This is a genomic window from Pseudomonas sp. FW507-12TSA, from assembly GCF_058781435.1.
Genome location: NZ_JBYSWT010000038.1, coordinates 35,777 through 55,580 on the forward strand (window position 1 = coordinate 35,777; position 19,804 = coordinate 55,580).

The 19,804-nt window shown below is 62.8% G+C and carries 20 protein-coding genes, 1 pseudogene and 1 riboswitch; of the genes and pseudogenes, 14 read left to right on the top strand and 7 right to left on the bottom strand.

Going from position 1 to position 19,804, the window contains the following annotated elements; genetic code table 11:
* Nucleotides 1-19 precede the first annotated feature (19 nt).
* The gene (gene mazG / locus AC3WK8_RS27895) at nucleotides 20-874 is read left to right on the top strand and encodes a nucleoside triphosphate pyrophosphohydrolase (RefSeq protein WP_085596858.1); all 855 of its coding nucleotides are present in this window, start codon (nucleotides 20-22) and stop codon (nucleotides 872-874) included.
* A gap of 5 nt (nucleotides 875-879) precedes the next feature.
* Nucleotides 880-1,419 (top strand): DUF2058 domain-containing protein, encoded by a 540-nt coding sequence (locus AC3WK8_RS27900; RefSeq protein WP_022640237.1) that lies wholly within the window; start codon nucleotides 880-882, stop codon nucleotides 1,417-1,419.
* Nucleotides 1,420-1,516: 97 nt separating this feature from the next.
* Here the strand turns inward: AC3WK8_RS27900 and AC3WK8_RS27905 are convergent, their stop codons facing one another.
* From AC3WK8_RS27905 to purM, 5 genes and pseudogenes are all read right to left on the bottom strand, one after another.
* Nucleotides 1,517-1,705, bottom strand: a complete 189-nt coding sequence (locus AC3WK8_RS27905; protein ID WP_085596857.1) for a hypothetical protein — start codon at nucleotides 1,703-1,705, stop codon at nucleotides 1,517-1,519.
* A gap of 258 nt (nucleotides 1,706-1,963) precedes the next feature.
* A pseudogene (locus AC3WK8_RS27910) lies at nucleotides 1,964-3,192 on the bottom strand (IS4 family transposase).
* A 111-nt stretch (nucleotides 3,193-3,303) separates the two neighbouring features.
* Nucleotides 3,304-4,017 carry a DUF3108 domain-containing protein gene (locus tag AC3WK8_RS27915; protein WP_053133372.1) on the bottom strand — a complete coding sequence of 238 codons (714 nt, stop codon included), beginning with the start codon at nucleotides 4,015-4,017 and terminating at the stop codon, nucleotides 3,304-3,306.
* An 8-nt stretch (nucleotides 4,018-4,025) separates the two neighbouring features.
* Complete coding sequence (gene purN / locus AC3WK8_RS27920) at nucleotides 4,026-4,688, bottom strand: phosphoribosylglycinamide formyltransferase (RefSeq protein ID WP_103326523.1); 663 nt, start codon at nucleotides 4,686-4,688, stop codon at nucleotides 4,026-4,028.
* Nucleotides 4,688-5,746, bottom strand: a complete 1,059-nt coding sequence (gene purM / locus AC3WK8_RS27925; RefSeq protein WP_022640234.1) for a phosphoribosylformylglycinamidine cyclo-ligase — start codon at nucleotides 5,744-5,746, stop codon at nucleotides 4,688-4,690. Before purM ends, purN begins: the two co-directional genes overlap by 1 nt.
* 366 nt (nucleotides 5,747-6,112) lie before the next feature.
* Here purM and AC3WK8_RS27930 point away from each other — a divergent pair, with 366 nt between their 5' ends.
* From AC3WK8_RS27930 to AC3WK8_RS27955, 6 genes are all read left to right on the top strand, one after another.
* Complete coding sequence (locus tag AC3WK8_RS27930) at nucleotides 6,113-7,156, top strand: DUF2066 domain-containing protein (protein WP_103326524.1); 1,044 nt, start codon at nucleotides 6,113-6,115, stop codon at nucleotides 7,154-7,156.
* 37 nt (nucleotides 7,157-7,193) lie between these two features.
* Complete coding sequence (locus AC3WK8_RS27935; RefSeq protein ID WP_103326525.1) at nucleotides 7,194-8,267, top strand: AI-2E family transporter; 1,074 nt, start codon at nucleotides 7,194-7,196, stop codon at nucleotides 8,265-8,267.
* Nucleotides 8,268-8,484: 217 nt separating this feature from the next.
* The gene (hda, locus tag AC3WK8_RS27940; RefSeq protein ID WP_022640231.1) at nucleotides 8,485-9,189 is read left to right on the top strand and encodes a DnaA regulatory inactivator Hda; all 705 of its coding nucleotides are present in this window, start codon (nucleotides 8,485-8,487) and stop codon (nucleotides 9,187-9,189) included.
* Nucleotides 9,190-9,412: 223 nt separating this feature from the next.
* Entirely contained in the window at nucleotides 9,413-10,033 is a 621-nt protein-coding gene (locus AC3WK8_RS27945) for a C40 family peptidase (RefSeq protein WP_031320311.1), read from the top strand.
* 164 nt (nucleotides 10,034-10,197) lie between these two features.
* The gene (locus tag AC3WK8_RS27950) at nucleotides 10,198-10,731 is read left to right on the top strand and encodes a C40 family peptidase (protein WP_085596852.1); all 534 of its coding nucleotides are present in this window, start codon (nucleotides 10,198-10,200) and stop codon (nucleotides 10,729-10,731) included.
* Nucleotides 10,732-10,752: 21 nt separating this feature from the next.
* Complete coding sequence (locus AC3WK8_RS27955; protein WP_103326546.1) at nucleotides 10,753-11,415, top strand: class I SAM-dependent methyltransferase; 663 nt, start codon at nucleotides 10,753-10,755, stop codon at nucleotides 11,413-11,415.
* A gap of 2 nt (nucleotides 11,416-11,417) precedes the next feature.
* Here AC3WK8_RS27955 and AC3WK8_RS27960 read toward each other — a convergent pair whose 3' ends face one another.
* Nucleotides 11,418-12,737, bottom strand: a complete 1,320-nt coding sequence (locus tag AC3WK8_RS27960; protein ID WP_103326526.1) for a PQQ-dependent sugar dehydrogenase — start codon at nucleotides 12,735-12,737, stop codon at nucleotides 11,418-11,420.
* A gap of 69 nt (nucleotides 12,738-12,806) precedes the next feature.
* Nucleotides 12,807-13,388 (bottom strand): hypothetical protein, encoded by a 582-nt coding sequence (locus tag AC3WK8_RS27965; protein ID WP_085596851.1) that lies wholly within the window; start codon nucleotides 13,386-13,388, stop codon nucleotides 12,807-12,809.
* Nucleotides 13,389-13,554: 166 nt separating this feature from the next.
* Nucleotides 13,555-13,791, top strand: a riboswitch (cobalamin riboswitch).
* Between the two features lie 81 nt (nucleotides 13,792-13,872).
* Here AC3WK8_RS27965 and cobO point away from each other — a divergent pair.
* The 6 genes from cobO to AC3WK8_RS27995 are packed head-to-tail and all read left to right on the top strand — an operon-like array spanning nucleotide 13,873 to nucleotide 19,804.
* Nucleotides 13,873-14,484 carry a cob(I)yrinic acid a,c-diamide adenosyltransferase gene (cobO, locus tag AC3WK8_RS27970; protein WP_022640225.1) on the top strand — a complete coding sequence of 204 codons (612 nt, stop codon included), beginning with the start codon at nucleotides 13,873-13,875 and terminating at the stop codon, nucleotides 14,482-14,484.
* 10 nt (nucleotides 14,485-14,494) lie between these two features.
* A complete protein-coding gene (locus AC3WK8_RS27975) occupies nucleotides 14,495-15,823 on the top strand; it encodes a cobyrinic acid a,c-diamide synthase CobB (protein WP_103326527.1) in 1,329 nt (442 codons plus the stop codon).
* Nucleotides 15,816-16,466 carry a 5,6-dimethylbenzimidazole synthase gene (gene bluB, locus AC3WK8_RS27980; protein ID WP_022640222.1) on the top strand — a complete coding sequence of 217 codons (651 nt, stop codon included), beginning with the start codon at nucleotides 15,816-15,818 and terminating at the stop codon, nucleotides 16,464-16,466. Before AC3WK8_RS27975 ends, bluB begins: the two co-directional genes overlap by 8 nt.
* Nucleotides 16,463-17,371 carry an adenosylcobinamide-phosphate synthase CbiB gene (gene cbiB / locus AC3WK8_RS27985; protein ID WP_103326528.1) on the top strand — a complete coding sequence of 303 codons (909 nt, stop codon included), beginning with the start codon at nucleotides 16,463-16,465 and terminating at the stop codon, nucleotides 17,369-17,371. Before bluB ends, cbiB begins: the two co-directional genes overlap by 4 nt.
* Entirely contained in the window at nucleotides 17,364-18,356 is a 993-nt protein-coding gene (gene cobD, locus AC3WK8_RS27990; protein WP_085596847.1) for a threonine-phosphate decarboxylase CobD, read from the top strand. Before cbiB ends, cobD begins: the two co-directional genes overlap by 8 nt.
* Nucleotides 18,353-19,804: a cobyric acid synthase gene (locus AC3WK8_RS27995; RefSeq protein WP_085596846.1), complete on the top strand. Its 1,452-nt coding sequence runs from the start codon at nucleotides 18,353-18,355 to the stop codon at nucleotides 19,802-19,804. Before cobD ends, AC3WK8_RS27995 begins: the two co-directional genes overlap by 4 nt.

Consider the following 19,804-nt stretch of genomic DNA (forward strand, 5'->3'; position numbering starts at 1 on the left):
CCAGGACATGAACGAACCGATGTACAGCCTCGACGACCTGCTTCACCTCATGGCGCGCCTGCGGGATCCGCAATACGGCTGCCCCTGGGATCTCAGGCAGAGCTACGCCAGCATCGTCCCCCATACCCTCGAGGAAGCCTACGAAGTGGCCGATGCCATCGAGCGCGGCGATTTCGATCACTTGCCAGGCGAGCTGGGGGACCTGTTGTTCCAGGTGGTGTACTACAGCCAGCTGGCCCGGGAAGAGGGGCGCTTCGAGTTCGCTTCGGTGGTGGATTGCATCACTCGCAAGCTGATTCGCCGTCATCCCCATGTGTTCCCGACCGGGGACCTGTATGCGCCGCTGGACACCCCGCGCCTCGACGAAGAGCAGGTCAAGGAACGCTGGGAGCAGATCAAGGCCGAGGAACGTGCCGAGAAGGCTGTCGTGCCGCAGCAGTTGTCGTTGCTGGACGATGTGCCGGCGGCGCTGCCCGCCTTGTCCCGTGCGGCCAAGTTGCAGAAGCGTGCGGCCCAGGTCGGTTTCGACTGGCCAGAACCGCTGGCGGTGGTGGACAAGGTGCGTGAGGAGTTGGACGAGGTGCTGGAAGCCATGGCCGACAATGACTCCGCAGCCATCACCGACGAGATCGGCGACCTGTTGTTCGCGGTGGTCAACCTGGCCCGGCAGCTCAAGGTCGACCCGGAAACCGCGCTGCGCGGTGCCAATGGCAAGTTCGATCGCCGCTTCCGATTCATCGAGCAGGCATTGCGCGATAACGGTCGTCCCGTGGAAGATTGCACCCTGGAAGAGCTGGATGCCCTGTGGGGCGAGGCCAAGCGCCAGGAAAAGATTTTGCCCAACTGCGGCGCAAGCCGTAGCCCAAGTGAGTAAGCACCATGAGCCTTTCCCTTCGCGACCAGTTGCTCAAAGCAGGCCTGGTCAACCAAAAGCAGGCCAAGCAGGTCGGCAAGGACAAGCAGAAGCAGCAGCGTCTGGCCCACAAGGGGCAGGTCGTGCTCGACGACTCCCAACAACGCGCCGCCCAAGAGGCGATGGCCGAGAAGGTCAAGCGTGACCAGGAGCTCAACCGCCAGCAGCAGGAGAAGGCCGAGCAGAAGGCCCGGACCGCCCAGATCAAGCAGTTGATCGAGGTGTCGCGCCTGCCCAAGCTGACCACCGAGGACTACTACAACTTCGTCGATGACAAGAAGGTCAAGCGCCTGTCGGTGAACAACCTGATGCGCAACAAGCTGAGCAGCGGTTCCCTGGCCATCGTCCACCATGGTGGTGGTTACGAGGTGATTCCCCGGGAGGCGGCGCTGAAGATCCAGGAGCGTGACCCCAGCCGCATCGTGCAGCTCAATACCCCGACCGAAGCGCCGGACGAGGATGATCCATACGCGGCCTACCAGATCCCCGACGATCTGATGTGGTAACCAGCAACAACGACAAACCCCGCCATGAGCGGGGTTTGTCGTTGTTGCAAGGGCGGGGACCGGCGTGGAGATTCCCGCCTTGCGGATCGGCCTTGACTCAGGAGCCCAGCAGGGTGCGCTGCTGTTCGAGTTTTTCCAGTTCTGCCTTGTAGCTGTGGGCTTCGCTTTCGGAGTGGAACATGCCCACCAGCATGTCTTGTTGATGCACGTCCCAGATACGTACGCCCGCGGCTACGCCTTCATGGGACATATGTGAATCGTCGCGTTCAGTCACTTTTACAGTCATCTGCTAGCTCCAATCTCTGTTGATCTGCAGCAAGGCGTGTGCAGGCCTCTGTTATATATTTTGTTAGCTAGCTAAGTAAATCGACCTGGTTTGCAATAGACCTTTGCAAAAATGAAGACAATTCCACAGCCCCCGAAAACCGTGACATTCGGTCGCAGGGCCGGAAGTTTCATGAAAAAAGTTTCATCTTTCTCGCCTTGCAAGTCGAGGTGATGGCGGATTTCGGGCAAAAAAAACCCCGCATGAGCGTAATGCTGTTCACTTAAGTGGAGCGGCCTTACGGTCCACTGGAAACCGGGTCTTTGAGATCTTCACCGTCCTTGGCCTCGAAGGCCTGGGACGGCGATCCAGGAACAATCCTCCGATTCCGGCCCTCAACTCTGCCAGGCGTCTGCCTGTCGCTGAAACCGGATTGGCTGCCGCCATCACGATCAGTTGCACGGCAATGTACTGGCAGGCTGGTTTGAACCGGATGTCCGACGGTGCTCGACCAAATGCCATCGCCGCCTGGCTGGCTTCTCGACGGATCACGTTGTAAGCCAGTAACAGTCCCCACACCTCCTGATAGACCAGATCGACCTTTTTACTCCGTAAGGTCATCGCGTTCCGCTGCATCGAACTCTTGATATCCCTGAAGCCTAATTCGATCTCCCAGCGTTCCTGATAAAGCTCGGTAACGGCCTTGGTGTCGTAGGTGCTGGCGGGCAACGAAGTCATGACGGTCTTGAGTTTGCCTTGAACCTCATAGCTGACTTCGCGAGCCTCCCAGTACGTGTCGAGCGCCGGATGGCGCTTTCGGGCTTGAGGCGAGACCTTCATGCGCACTAAACGGTCGTGCTGGCTGTAACGGGCCAGCTCTTCACACACCAGACCTTTCTTGGCGGGAATCAATCAATGGCGATGGGTCCCTGCCTGGCTCAGCTTCAACAGCATCTCGGCGCCCCAGAACCCTTTGTCGAATAAGGTCACCGAGTGGTCGGGGACTTGCTGTAGAAGTTCGTCGGCCAAGCGTATTTCGCTGCGCCGGTAAGGGCTCAGTTGAGCATCCAGAATCACATATCCGGGGTACGCAAGAATGCGCCGTCCACCGCGAACACCTGAAGGCCCTGCCAGGTATCGCCGTCATATCGCTGCGCTCCCCACTGGGCGCCAGTTTTGCGGAACAACCATTGAACGGGATCGGCACCGAGCCGTTTACGTGCTTCGGTCAGGCCGCTACGGGCCAGCAAATGGTCGCAGGCCAAGCCTTGGGCGCAGATGTTCAAGCGCCTGGCCACTTCATGAACCGGCTCGTCACGAAACAGCGCCATGCCAAGTACCAGCCACAGGACCTGGTCGGTCGGTAGGAGACGTCGACGAATAGTGGCCTGAGTGGACAGTTGCAGAGCAGAAGCTACCCACTCGATGGGAATATTTTGAGTGAAAGTGTTCAGGTCGCAGAAGTTGAAAAGGTCACTGAGGTCGAGCAGATCCTGCTGAACAGACATAAAAAATCCGATGCCAGAATTCTGGTATCGGATTTTCTAGGAAGCCCGGCACAAGCTCAAATGCTTAAGTGAACAGCATCACCGCATGAGCGGGGCTTTTCGTTGGTAGCTTCAGTTGCCCTTGACGGCCTTGCCATCGACGGTGCCGTTGAGGAGCATGATGTTGTACTCCTTCCCGTCGGTTTCCACCTGTTGCAGGCGCACCAGCAGGTAATCCCAATCCTTGGCGAACCACATCACGGTGGTGCGTTTGCTCTGCGTTGGATCGCGAACGCGCTCGACCTTGATGGCGTCGATCTGGCCGGCCTTGGTGTCGACCTTCTCAGAGCCCAGGACGCGGAAGTCATAGGTATCGACATCGCTGCCGTCCACCACCTGGTAGCTCATGGTCTTCTTGCCAGCGGCGACGTCATGCTGCAGGGCCAGCTGGTAGGTCGACTTGTCCACCATCCCGGTGTTCAGGGGCAGCTTCACCGCGTCGCCGCGGTCGGTGCCGGTGACCATCTTGGCGGTCCAGTCGAAGTCCAGGTCGGACTTCTTGGCTTTGCCCAGGCCGCCACGTTCGAAGTGGTAGGACTGGGGCACCAGGGTGTCCTTTTCCAGGGTCAGGGTGCTTTCCTCAGTCAGGCTGGCGATCATCATCGATGCCTTGAAGCTGAGTTTCCAGGCGCCGCTGGCGGTTTTTTCCAGGCTGCGCTCAGCAGTGCCGCTCATGGGCAGTTGCTTCCAGTCGGCGGTGTAGCTGGCGGAGAACGGGTGAAGATCTGCCGCCTGCACAACCGGCAGGGCGAACAGAGCACAAGCGAAGAGCAGGGCGCGACGCATAAAATCTCCTAGGTTCGAATCAAGTAACCGCTGGCGGCCAGTAATTTGCCGTCCAGTAAAGCACCTTGGTCGCCGAGGGCCAGTCGACCTTCGGCAAACCAGCGTACGGCCATTGGGTAAATCCGGTGTTCCTGGACATGCACTCGCTGCGCCAGGCTCTGGGGCGAGTCGTGCAACTCTACCGGGATCACAGCCTGTACGACCAGAGGCCCGCCATCGAGTTCCTCGGTGACGAAGTGCACGCTGCAGCCGTGTTCCGGGTCTCCGGCTTCCAGGGCCCGCTGGTGAGTGTGTAACCCTTTGTATTTAGGTAGCAGCGAAGGGTGGATATTCAGCAGGCGACCCTGGTAGTGGCGGACGAAACCTGCGCTGAGGATGCGCATGAATCCGGCCAGTACTACCAGCTTCGGTTGGAAGGTGTCGATCAGTTCGATCAGCGCCTGGTCGAAGGCCTCGCGGCCCTCGAAGGTGGTGTGATCGAGGAAGCGGGTAGCGATGCCCGCCTCCTTGGCGCGCTGCAGCCCGTAGGCGTCGGCGCGATTGGAGATCACTGCAGCGATGCGGACCGGACTGTCGTCGGTCCGCGCGTTGTCGATCAGTGCTTGCAGGTTACTGCCGGTGCCGGACAACAGCACCACAACATCACAGGTCGGCGACTTCCGCTCTTGCATCAGTGAGCCTTGAGGTTCTTCAGCTCGACCTGGGCCGCGCCTTCGGCGGCATTGGCGATCTGGCCGATGACCCAAGGTTGCTCGCCGGCTGCGCGCAGCACGTTCAGGGCGTTGTCGACCTGGTCCTGGGCTACGCAGATGACCATGCCCACCCCGCAGTTCAGCACGCGGTGCATTTCATGCTCGTCGACGTTGCCTTTTTCCTGCAGGAAGTCGAAGACCGCCGGACGTTGCCAGCTGGCCACGTCGACTACGGCCTGGGCGCCTTTTGGCAGCACGCGCGGAATGTTGTCCAGCAGGCCGCCGCCGGTGATGTGGGCCATGGCCTTGACCGCGCCGGTGTCCTTGATCAGCTTGAGCAGCGGTTTCACGTAGATGCGGGTCGGCGCCATCAGCAGGTCGGCCAGTGGCTTGCCGTCCAGCTGGGTGTTGTCGATGTCGGTGCCGGAAACTTCGAGGATCTTGCGGATCAGCGAGTAGCCGTTGGAGTGCGGGCCGGAAGAGGGCAGGGCGATCAGCGCATCACCGGTGACCACTTTCGAACCGTCGATGATCTCGGCCTTTTCCACCACGCCGACGCAGAAGCCTGCCAGGTCGTAGTCCTCGCCTTCGTACATGCCTGGCATCTCGGCGGTTTCACCACCGACCAGGGAGCAGCCGGCCAGCTCGCAGCCGGCGCCGATGCCGGTGACCACGGTGGCAGCCACGTCGACGTTGAGCTTGCCGGTGGCGTAGTAGTCGAGGAAGAACAGCGGCTCGGCGCCGCACACCACCAGGTCGTTGACGCACATGGCGACCAGGTCCTGGCCGATGCTGTCGTGCTTGTTCAGGTTCAGTGCCAGGCGCAGCTTGGTGCCGACGCCGTCGGTGCCGGAGACCAGTACTGGCTGCTTGTAGCCGGCCGGGATCTCGCAGAGGGCGCCGAAGCCGCCCAGGCCACCCATGACTTCAGGGCGTGCGGTGCGCTTGGCGACGCCCTTGATGCGTTCGACCAGTGCTTCGCCGGCGTCGATGTCTACACCGGCGTCTTTGTAGCTCAGGGAGGGTTGCTTGCTCATTGATCCAGGCCTTTAAGGGGATTCAGGGATATCGACCGAACCAATGAGGCCGCTGAAACACTGGGACTGTGCTTCAAGGGACCCGCTGATGGCGGTCTGCGAAGGCGCGCGATTTTATCAGGCTTGAGGGGCAGCGGCCATCCTCGGGCCGACGGGTAGAGGCATATCCTGCTAAAAAAACTGGGATCGCCCATGTTGGTGGTTGCGCCCTTGTCTGTATAAGGTATAGCGCTTGATTGGTTGTCGTCATGACAGTGCGAAAACCGTCCGGCGACGGTGAATGTTTTGCCGGGGCTTGTGGTCACAGCCTTGTCCGCAGCGATGCATGCGCGCTGTTTCAATCGTTTTTGTCATCGAGAATCTTCCATGCGTCTGGGTCAATTTCTATTTGTGGGCTGCTTGTCATTGGTCAGCCTGGCGAGTCATGCCGAAACCCTCAATGGCTTGTATCAGGTCCGCGAACCGGTGAGCAGCCAGTCGCCCCAGGAGCGCGACCAGGCCACCCAGCGAGCCTTGGAGACCCTGGTGCTGCGCCTCACCGGCGATGCCAAGGCGGCCCAGGGGCCGGGGCTGGCGGAAGTCCGCAAGGATCCGCAGCAGATCATCAGCCAGTACGGCTATGACGCCGGGCCGCCGGAGAGCCTGCAGGTGGACTTCGATCCGGCCAGTACCGACCGCGCCTTGCGCCAGGCCGGCTTGTCGCTGTGGGGGAGCAATCGGCCGTCGATCCTCGGTTGGTGGCTGAGCGACTCCACCGAGGGCTCGACCCTGGTGGGCGATGGCCAGGCCAGCGCCGAGCCTTTGCGGCGAGCCGCCCAGCATCGCGGATTGCCGCTGCGCCTGCCGCTGGGGGATCTGGACGAACAGATCGTCGCCACTGCGCCTAATCTCGAGGGGGCCGACCCGGCGCCACTGCGCGAGGCGTCGGAACGATATGGCGCGGATGCGCTGCTGGCGGTGCATGCCCGTGAAGAGGGCGGCCAGTGGCAGGCCAAGTGGCGGTTGTGGCTGGGTGACCAGAAGGAGCAGGGGACGGTCCAGGGAGCTGACACTGGCGCCTTGGCCGATGCGGTGTTGCTGGCCGTGAGCCAGCGCCTGGCGCCGCGCTTCGTCACGCGTCCGGGTGTTTCCAGCGAGCAGTTGCTGGAGGTGCAAGGCATGAACCTGGAACGTTATGCGAGTCTGGGCCATTTGCTGGAGCCTTTTGGTGCGCAGTTGCGCAGCGTCGACGGCGATCGGATCGTTTATCGAGTCAATGGCAGCACCGAGCAGTTGCGTGCGCAATTGTCCCTGGCCAAGTTGCAGGAAATTCCCGCCGGGCAGGCGCAACCGTTGCCTGCCGCAGGAGTCGAAGGTAGTGCGCCGGCGGCCGCTCCAGACTCTGGGGCGCAGTTGCGTTTTCGTTGGTAGCGGGTGGTTTCCTTCTATATAGAAGCAGGAGTGCTTTATGGGTGATACCCGTCGTTGGGTCTGGTTGGGCGTGGCGCTGTTGGTCTGCGGGTTCCTTTACCTGTTGCATCCGATCCTCAGCCCGTTCCTGGTCGCGCTATTACTGGCGTACATGTTCGATCCCCTGGTGGATCGCCTGGAGAAGTGGGGCTTGTCGCGCACCTGGGGGGTGGTGGCGGTCTTCGCCCTGTTCACCCTGATCGTGATGACCCTGTTGCTGGTGCTGGTGCCCATGCTGGCCAAGCAGTTGGTGCGCCTTTATGAGTTGGCGCCGCAAATGCTCGACTGGGTCCAGCACACGGCTATGCCCTGGGTCCAATCCCGGCTGGGGCTGGCGGATGGTTTCTGGAAGTTCGACAAGGTCAAGGCCGCCATCAGCGAGCATATGGGGCAGACCACCGACATCGTCGGCGTGGTGCTGAGCCAGGCCACGGCCTCTGGCTTGGCGCTGATCGGCTGGTTGGCCAACCTGGTGTTGATTCCGGTGGTCAGCTTTTATCTGCTGCGTGACTGGGACTTGATGATGACCAAGGTCCGCAGCCTGTTGCCACGGGATCGCGAAGATCAGGTGGTGTCCCTGGCTGGGGAGTGCCATGAGGTGCTGGGGGCCTTTGTTCGTGGCCAGCTGCTGGTCATGGTGGCTCTGGGCATGATCTATGCCGCCGGGTTGATGCTGGTGGGGCTTGAGTTGGGCCTGCTGATCGGCTTGATCGCCGGGCTCGCGGCCATCGTGCCCTACATGGGGTTCATCATCGGTATCGGTGCAGCGTTGATCGCGGGCCTGTTCCAGTTCGGTGGCGACTTGTATCCCATGATCGGCATCGTCGCGGTGTTCATGGTGGGGCAGGCGTTGGAGGGGATGGTGCTCACTCCATTGTTGGTTGGCGACCGCATCGGCCTGCATCCGGTGGCCGTGATCTTCGCCATCCTTGCCGGCGGCGAGCTGTTCGGCTTCACCGGGGTACTGTTGGCCTTGCCGGTGGCGGCGGTAATCATGGTGCTGGTACGTCATGTACATGACTTGTACAAGGACTCGAACCTCTATAGTGGGACGCAAGACCCCGACTTGTAGCGCGAGCAGCAGGGGCGCCAGAGCTTGGCGCTCCTTCATTTCGGTGGTCGTGCAGCGATCCCGAGCTGTCAAGGAAGTCATTGGCAGGGCTTTCGGCTCACGCAAACCTTTGATTTTGCTTGTGGTCTGCCGGATTGTGCGCTCGGCGTCACGGGTATAAACTTTGCAAAATTTACACAGAGGCCACTAACGGTTCGTTTGGAACTGTTCAGCCAGCATGAAACCGATTCAGCTGCCCCTGGGGGTGCGTCTGCGTGATGACGCCACCTTCATCAACTACTATCCAGGCGCCAATGCCGCAGCACTCGGCTATGTCGAGCGTCTCTGCGAAGCCGATGCCGGCTGGACCGAGAGCCTGATCTACCTTTGGGGCAAGGATGGTGTGGGGCGTACTCATTTGCTGCAAGCGGCTTGCCTGCGTTTCGAGCAATTGGGGGAGCCTGCTGTATACCTTCCGCTGGCGGAACTGCTGGATCGAGGGATCGAGATCCTCGACCACCTCGAACAATACGAGCTGGTATGTCTGGACGACCTTCAGGTGGTGGCTGGCAAGGCCGACTGGGAAGAGGCCTTGTTCCATCTGTTCAATCGTTTGCGCGACAGCGGTCGGCGCCTGCTGATCGCAGCCTCGACATCTCCGCGAGAGTTGCCGGTGAAGCTGGCGGACCTCAAGTCGCGCCTGACCCTGGCGCTGATCTTCCAGATGCGCCCACTTTCCGATGAAGACAAGCTGCGTGCCCTGCAGTTGCGTGCATCCCGGCGTGGCTTGCACCTGACCGACGAGGTCGGGCATTTCATCCTGACCCGGGGTACGCGGAGCATGAGTGCCTTGTTCGAGCTATTGGAGCGCCTCGATCAAGCCTCGCTCCAGGCCCAGCGCAAGCTGACCATTCCCTTCCTGAAGGAAACCCTGGGCTGGTGAGTCCAGCGGTTAGAAACGACCTTTGGTCGGGTTTTGGCATATTCCAGGCGCCAGAAAACGCGCCTTTGGCAGGGTTTCCACAGGCAGGTGGCGTTTAAATGGGCTTAAAGCCTTAGATGTACTGAAGAAACTCATAAGTCACATTCTGATCGATTGAATTTGCAAATGAGAGCGATAGAAGGCATAGTCGCTCCTTCTTTTATAACAAGCCACGGTCGTGCCCATGCTAAATCGCTTCGCACCCCTCGTGCCTCTCGCACTCGTTACCCTGTTGTTTGGCTGCGCCTCTCATGCCCCGGTGTCGCAGCAGCAAGTCGTACAGCAGGCTAAAGTCACCACTACCAACCAGTCTTCCGCGGTCTACCAGGAAGAGCTGGCAACTGAAAAGGAACTGGCAGAATTCGCTGACAGCAAGCCTTACCAGTTGCCAGTTCTGGCTGACAGCATCCTCGAGCGCGGCATGTCCCTGATCGGTACCCGCTACCGTTTCGGTGGTAGCTCCGAAGCCGGCTTCGATTGCAGCGGTTTCATCGGCTACCTGTTCCGCGAAGAGGCTGGCATGAACCTGCCGCGCTCCACTCGCGAGATGATCAACGTCAAGGCGCCGCTGGTCGCGCGCAACAACCTCAAGCCAGGTGACCTGCTGTTCTTCAGTACCAATGGCCGCGGGCGCGTCAGCCATGCCGGTATCTATCTGGGCGACGACCAGTTCATCCACTCCAGCAGCCGTCGCAGTGGCGGTGTGCGGGTCGATAGCCTGGGCGACAGCTACTGGAGCAAGACCTTCATCGAAGCCAAGCGTGCACTCGCCATGGCTCCGACCGTGGTCACCGCACGCAAATAAACGGACTATTTGTAGGGCGAAGTTAAAGTCTTACTTGAAGTTTGACGTGTAGGCGCTAGAATCCTGATCTATTGTTGAAACTAACCGCGTAAGCCCTGCTTACGCGGTTTTGTTTTCAGTACCACGGCAGAGAAAGCCGCATCCCGATCAGGATTGTCCAGCTTATGTCGACCTCGGCCCGTATCGCTCTTGTTGTCCTCGCCGCGCTGCTCAGCGCCTGCGCCAGCCGTACTCCGCCACCTGCGCCCGTGGTGCGAACTCCGGTATTCAGCCCTGCCCAGACCTTTTCACCGGTTGCCGAAGACGTGCTGTTCCGCGCCCTGGGCCTGGTGGGTACGCCTTATCGCTGGGGTGGCAACACTCCGGACTCCGGATTCGATTGCAGTGGCCTGATCGGCTACGTGTATCGCGATGCCGCAGGTATCTCGCTGCCACGCTCGACCCGGGAAATGATCGGCATGCAGGCTCAGGATGTCGGCAAGAATGCCTTGCAGACCGGCGACCTGATCTTCTTCGCCACCAATGGCGGCTCCCAGGTCAGCCATGCCGGTATCTACGTCGGCGAAGGGCGCTTCGTGCATGCCCCGGCCACTGGCGGCACGGTGAAGCTCGACAGCCTGTCCAAGGCCTACTGGCAGAAAGCCTACCTGAGCGCCAAGCGCGTGCTGCAGCCGGAACACCTGGCGCGCAATCCATAATCCTTTCTTGTCGAGGTGTTCGTGACTGCTCGTACGCTCAACCTCGACGACGCCCTTTATCAATACCTGCTGGATGTATCCCTGCGTGACACGCCGTTGCTGCGTCGCCTGCGGGATGAAACCCGGGCCTTGCCCACTGCGCGCTGGCAGGTTGCGCCGGAGCAGGGGCAATTCCTCGCCCTGCTGGTCAAGCTGATCGGTGCTCGCCGGGTACTGGAGGTCGGCACTTTCACTGGCTATAGCGCCTTGTGCATGGCCCAGGCGCTACCTGGGGATGGTTCGCTGGTCTGCTGTGATCTTCCCGGCGACTACAACGCCACTGCCCACCGTTACTGGCAGGAGGCTGGAGTCCAGCAGCTTATCGATCTGCGTCTGGCGCCTGCCCTGGAAACCCTGGCCAGCCTGGAGCGGCAGGGGCAGGGTAATTCCTTCGACCTGATCTTCATCGATGCCGACAAGGCCAATTACCCGGCTTACCTGGAGTTCGCGCTGCGCTTGCTGCGTACCGGGGGGCTGGCCGTGTTCGATAACACCTTGTGGAGCGGGCGGGTGTTGGAGGTGGCTCCTGCCAGCGAGGATACCCGGGCCATCCAGGCGCTCAATCGTGCCCTCAAGGATGACCCGCGTATCGATTTGTCGCTGCTGCCCCTGGGGGATGGCCTGACCCTGTGCCGCAAGCGCTGAACTCAGGGCTTCTTGGCAGCGCTCACGCGCCAGATCTTGTTGCCGACGTCATCTGCGACCAGCAGGGCCCCTTGCTGGTCGATCACCACTCCTACCGGGCGCCCCATGGCGTTTTTGTCGGCATCTAGAAAGCCGCTGAGCAGGTCGATCGGCTGTCCTTGGGGCTTGCCGCCGCTGAACGGCACGAAGAGCACTTTGTAGCCACTGTGGGGCTTGCGGTTCCAGGAGCCGTGCTGGCCGATGAACGCGCCTTCGGTGAAGGGCGCGGGCAGCTTGCTGCCAGTGGCGAACGCCAGGCCCAGCGAGGCCGTGTGCGGCCCTACGGCGTAGTCCGGGGCAATTGCCTTGGCCACCAGTGCCGGATCCTGGGGTTTGACCCGTACGTCCACGTGCTGGCCGTAGTAGCTGAAGGGCCAGCCGTAGAAGGCACCATCCTTGACCGATGTGATGTAGTCGGGCACCAGGTCGCTGCCGATCTCGTCCCGTTCGTTCACCGCTGTCCAGAGGGCTCCGCTGACTGGCTCCCAGGCCAGGCCGTTGGGGTTGCGCAGCCCAGTGGCGAACAAGCGATGCTGGCCGCTGGCACGGTCCACTTCCCAGATCGCTGCCCGGCCTTCTTCCTTGTCCAGGCCGTTTTCGCCGACATTGCTGTTCGAGCCGACGGTGACGTACAGCTTGCTGCCATCCTTGCTGGCGATGACATTCTTGGTCCAGTGGTGATTCAGCGTACCGCCGGGCAGGTCCACTACCTTGGTGGCCCTGGCGCTGATCCTGGTGTCACCGCTCTGGTAGGGAAAGCGCAGCAGCTTGTCGGTATCGGCTACATACAGATCGTTGCCCACCAGGGTCATGCCGAAGGGTGAATTGAGGTTCTCCAGGAAGACGCTGCGCGTCTCCGCCACGCCGTCGTGGTCGGCATCGCGCAACAGGGTGATGCGGTTGGCGCTGGGAACCGTGGCCCCGGCGCGCCCCATCACCTTGCCGGCTACCCAGCCGCGGATGCCCCGGCTGTCGTCCGGTTTGGGTGGAGCGTTGGTTTCCGCCACCAGCACGTCCCCGTTAGGCAGTACATAGAGCCAGCGTGGATGATCGAGATTCTCGGCGAAGGCGCTGACCTGGGTTCCGCTGGCGGCCAGCGGTTTCGCTCCCTCGGGCCAACCGATGGCCGGAGCGATGTTCAGCGTGGGGATCAGGGTGGGGTTGGGTTCCGGCAGCTTGGGGTTCGGGCCGGTGCCGTCCGCAACCTGCAGGCTGGAGGTTTCGCCGCAGGCGGCGAGGCCGGCGGCGATGGCGATGAGCAAGGTATGGCGAGGCTTGAGCATGCTGATATCCCTATGAGTGCGCGAACATTCAATCATAGAGAAGCATGGGCGCCCTGGGGTTCCTTGTGTTTAGCGAGCTTCCTTGAACAATACCGCCACTCCGGGGTGGTAGTGGCCGGCTTCGTTGTGCAGCTTGCGGTAGGCATACGGGAAGTACCAGGCCACGGCGCAGCAGTGTTCCTTCTGCAGGTCGTCGAGCATGTCTTGCAGTTCCTCGGGGGTCGCGCTGTGCTGGGCCTTTTGAGGTGCGACGAACAGGCAGCCAAGCTTCAGGTCGCTGGGGTGGCTGATGGTCTTCGCTGCATTGGCGATATCCTGCAGGGCCTGGGTCAGGGCCAGGTTGTTGACTCGTGGCCAGCGCTGGGTGGCCTGGATGTAGGCACGTTCTTCCTTGGTGGCCAGGTACAGATCGGTACGGGCATTGCGCGCACCTTCTTCGAGCTGCTTCTTGCTGGGGCTGCGTTCCAGGGTCACCATCTCGGCCATCCAGGCCGCGGCCGAGAGCAGTCCCAGGTTGGCCTGCTCGTCGAACCAGTAAGGGGTTTCGTTATCGCCGCGAATCGCGTTGTAGCGGTCAATGCAATCGAACCAGCGCTCCAGCATCGGTCGCAGGAATTCCAGCCTTGGATTGCTGATGATCATGCCTTGCATCGAACTCACCCCTTATTGTTGTGACGGGACGTCATGTCCTGAAAGTGGCTATTTGATATCACTGCTTTCAGTGTGGCACAAGATTGGCGTCAGTTTGTTGATGCAGTGCAGTTTTCCGTTGGGTGCGGCGGGCCGCTTCATTGACGCTCCATTCCCAACCCTCTAACCTTCGCGACTTGTTTCAGGTGCTCTGTGACTCCCGGGTCGACAGAGTGAAACAGGGAAGCCGGTCAGGGCCCGTTCCAGCGATGGAGCCGGCGACGATTCCGGCGCTGCCCCCGCAACGGTAGGTGAGTCAAGATTGCGCAAGTGCCACTGTGTCGAAAGCAGGCATGGGAAGGCGCGCAGTCCGGCAGTGGTGCCGCTCACGAGCCCGGAGACCGGCCTGATTCATCCAACGGCATCACGGAGGGCGATGCCAGGCTTGCGCCGTCCATTTCCATTCCTGCCCCCCGTTCCCCAAGCCCCAACGGAGAGCTGCTCCATGAGTGAATCCCTCGAGCGTGACGAACGTCATCTGGCGCGCATGCTGCGCAAAAAAGCGGTGATCGACGAGCGTATCGCCAACTCGCCCAATGAATGCGGGCTGTTGCTGGTCCTGACCGGCAACGGCAAAGGCAAGAGCAGTTCGGCCTTCGGCATGCTGGCACGGTCCATGGGGCATGGCATGCATTGTGGCGTGGTGCAATTCATCAAGGGCCGCGAAAGCACAGGCGAAGAGCTGTTCTTCCGGCGCTTTCCCGAGCAGGTACGGTTCCATGTGATGGGCGAGGGCTTCACGTGGGAGACCCAGGATCGCCAGCGCGACATCGCCGCCGCCGAGGCCGCCTGGGCGGTTTCCCGGGAGCTGTTGCGCGATCCGCAGATCGGCCTGGTGGTACTCGATGAGCTGAACATTGCCCTCAAGCATGGTTACCTGGACCTGGATCAGGTGCTCAGCGACCTGCAGGCCCGTCCGCCGATGCAGCACGTGGTGGTGACCGGGCGCGGGGCCAAGCCGGAAATGCTCGAACTGGCCGACACCGTCACCGAAATGGGCATGGTCAAGCACGCCTTCCAGGCCGGTATCAAGGCGCAGAAGGGCATCGAGCTGTGAGCGTGAACCCATGAATGATGTTCGTCATTGCCCGGCGGTATTGATCGCCGCTCCGGCATCCGGCCAGGGCAAGACCACCGTGACCGCCGCCCTGGCGCGCCTGCACCGTAACCAGGGGCGCAAGGTGCGGGTGTTCAAGTGCGGTCCGGATTTTCTCGATCCGATGATTCTCGAGCGTGCCAGCGGTGCCCCGGTGTACCAGCTGGACATGTGGATGGTGGGCGAGCAGGAAAGTCGCCGCCTGCTGTGGGAGGCCGCCGGCGAGGCCGACCTGATCCTGATCGAGGGCGTCATGGGATTGTTCGATGGCACGCCATCGAGCGCGGATCTGGCACGGCATTTCGGCGTACCGGTGCTGGGGGTGATCGATGGCACCGCCATGGCCCAGACTTTCGGCGCCCTGGCCCTGGGTCTGGCGCGCTACCAGCCGGACCTGCCGTTCGCCGGCGTGTTGGCCAACCGTGTGGGGACCTTGCGCCATGCGCAACTGCTCGAAGGCAGCCTGACCGAGGGGTTGCGCTGGTATGGAGCCTTGTCCCGGGAAACCTCGATCGAGCTGCCCAGCCGCCATCTGGGCCTGGTCCAGGCCAATGAACTCAATGACCTGGATCTGCGCCTGGATGCCGCTGCCGAGGCCTTGGCCAGCAGTTGCCAGGTGGCGCTGCCGCCGGCGGTGGGGTTTGCCGCGCCGGCTCCGGTGGCCTGCGAGCCGCTGCTGGAGGGCGTGCGGATCGCCGTGGCGCGGGATGAGGCATTCGCCTTCACCTACGGCGCCAGCCTCGACCTGCTGCGAGCGATGGGCGCGCAACTGAGTTTCTTCTCGCCGATCCACGATAGTGAGTTGCCGGCGGCCGACAGCCTGTACCTGCCTGGCGGTTACCCCGAGCTGCACCATCAGGCACTCGCGAGCAATAGTGGCATGCTCGCGGCCATCCGCGCCCATCACGCCGCCGGCAAGCCACTGCTCGCCGAATGCGGCGGGATGCTGTACCTGCTCGATGCCCTGACCGATGTCGAAGGCCAGCGTGCCGAGCTCCTGGGGCTGTTGCCCGGCGAGGCGGTGATGCAGAAGCGCCTGGCGGCCCTGGCCTTGCAGGCAGTGGACCTGCCGGACGGTAGTCTGCGCGGGCATACCTATCATCATTCCCTGACCAGTACCGAGCTTGCGCCCATCGCCCGGGGGGCGAGTCCCAATGGTGGCCGGGGTGCCGAGGCGGTGTATCGCGACGGGCGCATGACCGCCTCCTATGTGCACTTCTACTTCCCATCCAATCCCGTGGCGGTGGCGGCGTTGTTCGCACCCCGGCCAGGGGTTGCCGAGGGCCTGGCGTGTGACTGAACAGGCGTTTTCCGCGGCCGAGCGCGAGGCGGTCTATCGCGCTATTGCCGAGCGTCGTGACATGCGTCATTTCGCCGGCGGCAGCGTTGCCCCCGAGTTGTTGCAGCGCCTGCTGGAGGCCGCGCACCAGGCCCCCAGCGTTGGCCTGATGCAGCCCTGGCGGTTTATCCGCATCAGTGACCGTGCGCTGCGGGACAACATCCGGCAGTTGGTGGAAGAAGAGCGGGTACGTACCGCCGAGGCGCTGGGGGAGCGTTCCGACGAGTTCATGAAGCTCAAGGTCGAAGGCATCAACGAGTGCGCCGAATTGCTCGTGGCCGCGTTGATGGACGGCCGGGAACGGCATGTCTTCGGTCGCCGGACCCTGCCGGAAATGGACCTCGCATCCCTGTCCTGCGCGATCCAGAACCTCTGGCTGGCGGCGCGCAGCGAAGGGTTGGGCATGGGTTGGGTATCGCTGTTCGAGCCCCAGGCCCTGGCCAATCTCCTGGGCTTGCCCGAAGGTGCCAAGCCCCTGGCCGTGCTGTGCCTGGGGCCGGTCACCGAGTTCTATGCGGCGCCGATGCTCGCGCTGGAGGGCTGGGCCCAGCCCCGGCCATTGAATGAATTGCTGTATGAGAATTACTGGGGAGTGAGTCAATGAGCGTGGCGTTGCTGAGTGTCGCCGGGGTGGCGCTGGATGCGCTGCTGGGCGAGCCCAAGCGCTGGCATCCACTGGTGGCCTTCGGGCGTTTGGCGGATCGCATCGAGCAACGTTTCAACGCCGCCGGGCGGGGTTGGCGCAGTCATGGCGTCACGGCCTGGGTGCTGGCGGTCCTGCCCCTCACCCTGTTGGCCACGGCCTTGTCCTGGTTCCCCTATATCGGCTGGCTGGTGGAAGTCCTGGCGCTGTATTGCGCTTTGGGGCTGCGCAGCCTTGGCGAGCATGTCGAGCCGGTGGCCCAGGCCCTGCGTAGCGATGACCTGGATGAGGCGCGGCGGCGGGTGGGTTTCCTGGTGAGCCGCCAGACCAGCGAGCTGGATGCCCCCGCCGTGGCGCGCGCGGCCACCGAGTCGGTGCTGGAGAACGGCAGCGACGCGGTGTTCGCCGCCTTGTTCTGGTTCGCCGTGGCCGGTGCGCCAGGGGTGGTGCTCTATCGTCTGAGCAACACCCTGGATGCGATGTGGGGTTACCGCAACGAGCGCTTCGAGCGTTTCGGCTGGGCTGCCGCGCGGATCGATGATCTGCTCAACTATATTCCGGCGCGCCTGGTGGCCCTGACCTATGCCTTGCTGGGCAAGACCCGGCTGGCCTTCAAATGCTGGTATCGCCAGGGGCCGACCTGGGACAGCCCCAATGCCGGTCCGGTGATGGCCGCCGGTGCTGGAGCCCTCGGGGTAGAGCTGGGCGGCCCGGCAATCTATCACGGTGAACTGCACCAGCGCCCGCAATTGGGCGAGGGGGAAGCGGCCAGCGCCGGGTCCATCGATGGTGGCTGGCAGCTGGTGCAGCGTGGGGTATGGCTGTGGTTGCTGATTCTTTGCCTGGGGGCGCAATTCTATGCTTGAGCACGGTGGGCGTTTGCGCAGGGCGGCCCAGGAACATGGCATCGCCGAAGAGGACTGGCTGGACCTGTCCAGCGGCCTGGCCCCCTGGCCTTTCGCGTTGCCGCAGATTCCGCTGCGTGCCTGGGCCCGCCTGCCGGAAACCGACGACGGCCTGGAGCAGGCGGCCTGTGCCTATTACGGCGCCAATGAAGTACTGCCGGTGGCCGGTTCCCAGGCGGCGATCCAACTGCTGCCGCGTTTGCGTCGCACTGGCAAGGTCGGGGTGCTGTCACCCTGTTATGCCGAGCACGCCGAAGCCTGGCGTCGCAGTGGCTATCGGGTTCGCGAGGTGCTGGAGCAGGAAGTCGACCTCTTTCTCGACAGTCTCGATGTGCTGGTGGTGGTCAATCCCAACAATCCCACAGGCCTGAGCCTCGGCCCCGAGCGCCTGCTGGAGTGGCATGCACGCCTGGTCCAGCGCGGTGGCTGGCTGGTGGTGGACGAAGCCTTCATGGACAACACGCCTGAGCTGAGCCTGGCCAGCCATGCCCACCAGGTGGGCTTGATCGTCCTGCGTTCGTTCGGCAAGTTCTTCGGCCTGGCCGGGGTGCGCCTGGGATTCGTCCTGGCCGAGCATCGGCTGTTGCGGCTGTTGGCCGAGCAGGTAGGGCCCTGGGCTGTCAGTGGCCCGACCCGAGTCCTGGGGCAGGCTTGCCTGCGGGATGTCGCCGGCCATGCCCGCCAGCGCCAGCGCAGCGAGGCCGCCAGCCAGCAGTTGGTGGAGGTGCTGCAGCGTTACGGCTTCAAGCCCCAGGGCGGTTGCGCGTTGTTCCAATGGCTGATCACCGACGAGGCTGAGCGGCTCTATCACTTCATGGCCCGGCGCGGCATTCTCCTGCGCCTGTTCGCCCACAACAGCAGCCTGCGTTTCGGCCTGCCTGCCGACGAGGCCGAGTGCGCTCGCCTGGAGCAGGCCTTGCTGGCTTATCGCAAGGACTACCCATGACCACGCTGATGGTGCAGGGCACCACATCGGACGCGGGCAAGAGCACCCTGGTGACCGCGCTGTGCCGCTGGCTGTTGCGCCAGGGGATCAGCGTGGTGCCGTTCAAGCCGCAGAACATGGCGCTCAACAGCGCGGTGACCGCCGATGGCGGCGAGATCGGCCGCGCCCAGGCGGTCCAGGCCCAGGCCGCCAACCTCGCGCCCCATACCGACATGAACCCGGTGCTGCTCAAGCCCAACAGCGATACGGGCTCCCAGGTGATCATCCATGGCCGTGCGGTGACCACCATGAATGCCGTGGCCTATCACGACTACAAGGCCATCGCCATGCAAGCGGTGCTGGCCTCCCACCAGCGCCTGCGCCAGGCGTACCGGGTGGTGATGGTCGAGGGCGCCGGCTCCCCGGCCGAGATCAACCTGCGGGCCGGCGACATCGCCAACATGGGATTTGCCGAGGCGGTGGATTGTCCGGTGCTGCTGATCGCCGACATCAATCGTGGCGGGGTGTTCGCCCACCTGGTGGGCACCCTGGAGCTGCTTTCACCCAGCGAGCAGGCGCGGGTCAAGGGCTTCATCATCAACCGCTTTCGCGGCGACATCGCCCTGCTGCAACCGGGCCTGGATTGGCTGGAGCAGCGCACCGGCAAGCCGGTACTCGGGGTGTTGCCCTATGTCATGGACCTGCACCTGGAGGCCGAGGACGGCATCGACCAGCGCCAGGCCGGCAAGGTCGAGCAGCTGCTCAAGGTGGTGGTGCCGGTGCTGCCGCGCATCAGCAACCATACGGACTTCGATCCGCTGCGCCTGCATCCCCAGGTAGACCTGCAATTCATCGGACCCGGGCAGGCGATACCCGCCGCCGACCTGATCATTCTCCCCGGCTCGAAAAGCGTGCGCGGCGATCTCGCCTACCTGCGCGCCAATGGCTGGGAGCAGGCCATCGCCCGGCACCTGCGCTACGGCGGCAAGCTCCTGGGTATCTGCGGCGGCCTGCAGATGCTCGGCGAGCAATTGCACGATCCGCTGGGGCTGGAAGGTGCCGCGGGCTCCAGCCCGGGCCTTGGCCTGTTGGCTTTCGAAACCGTGCTGGAGGCGCAAAAGCAGCTGCGTAACGTCAGTGGACGCCTGACCCTGGAAGACGCTGCGGTCAGCGGCTACGAGATCCATGCCGGAGTCAGTCGTGGTCCTGCCCTGGAACAGGCGGCAGTGCGCCTGGACGATGGTCGCAGCGACGGCGCCCGCAGTGCCGACGGGCAGATCCTCGCCACCTACCTGCACGGCCTGTTCGAGACGCCAGCGGCCTGCGGCGCGCTGTTGCGCTGGGCCGGCCTGGAGGATGTCCAGCAGGTGGATTACCAGGCCTTGCGCGAGCGCGATATCGAACGCCTGGCGGACCTGGTGGAGCGCCACCTGGATACCGCCGCATTGCGTAGGCTTTGTGGCCTGTAG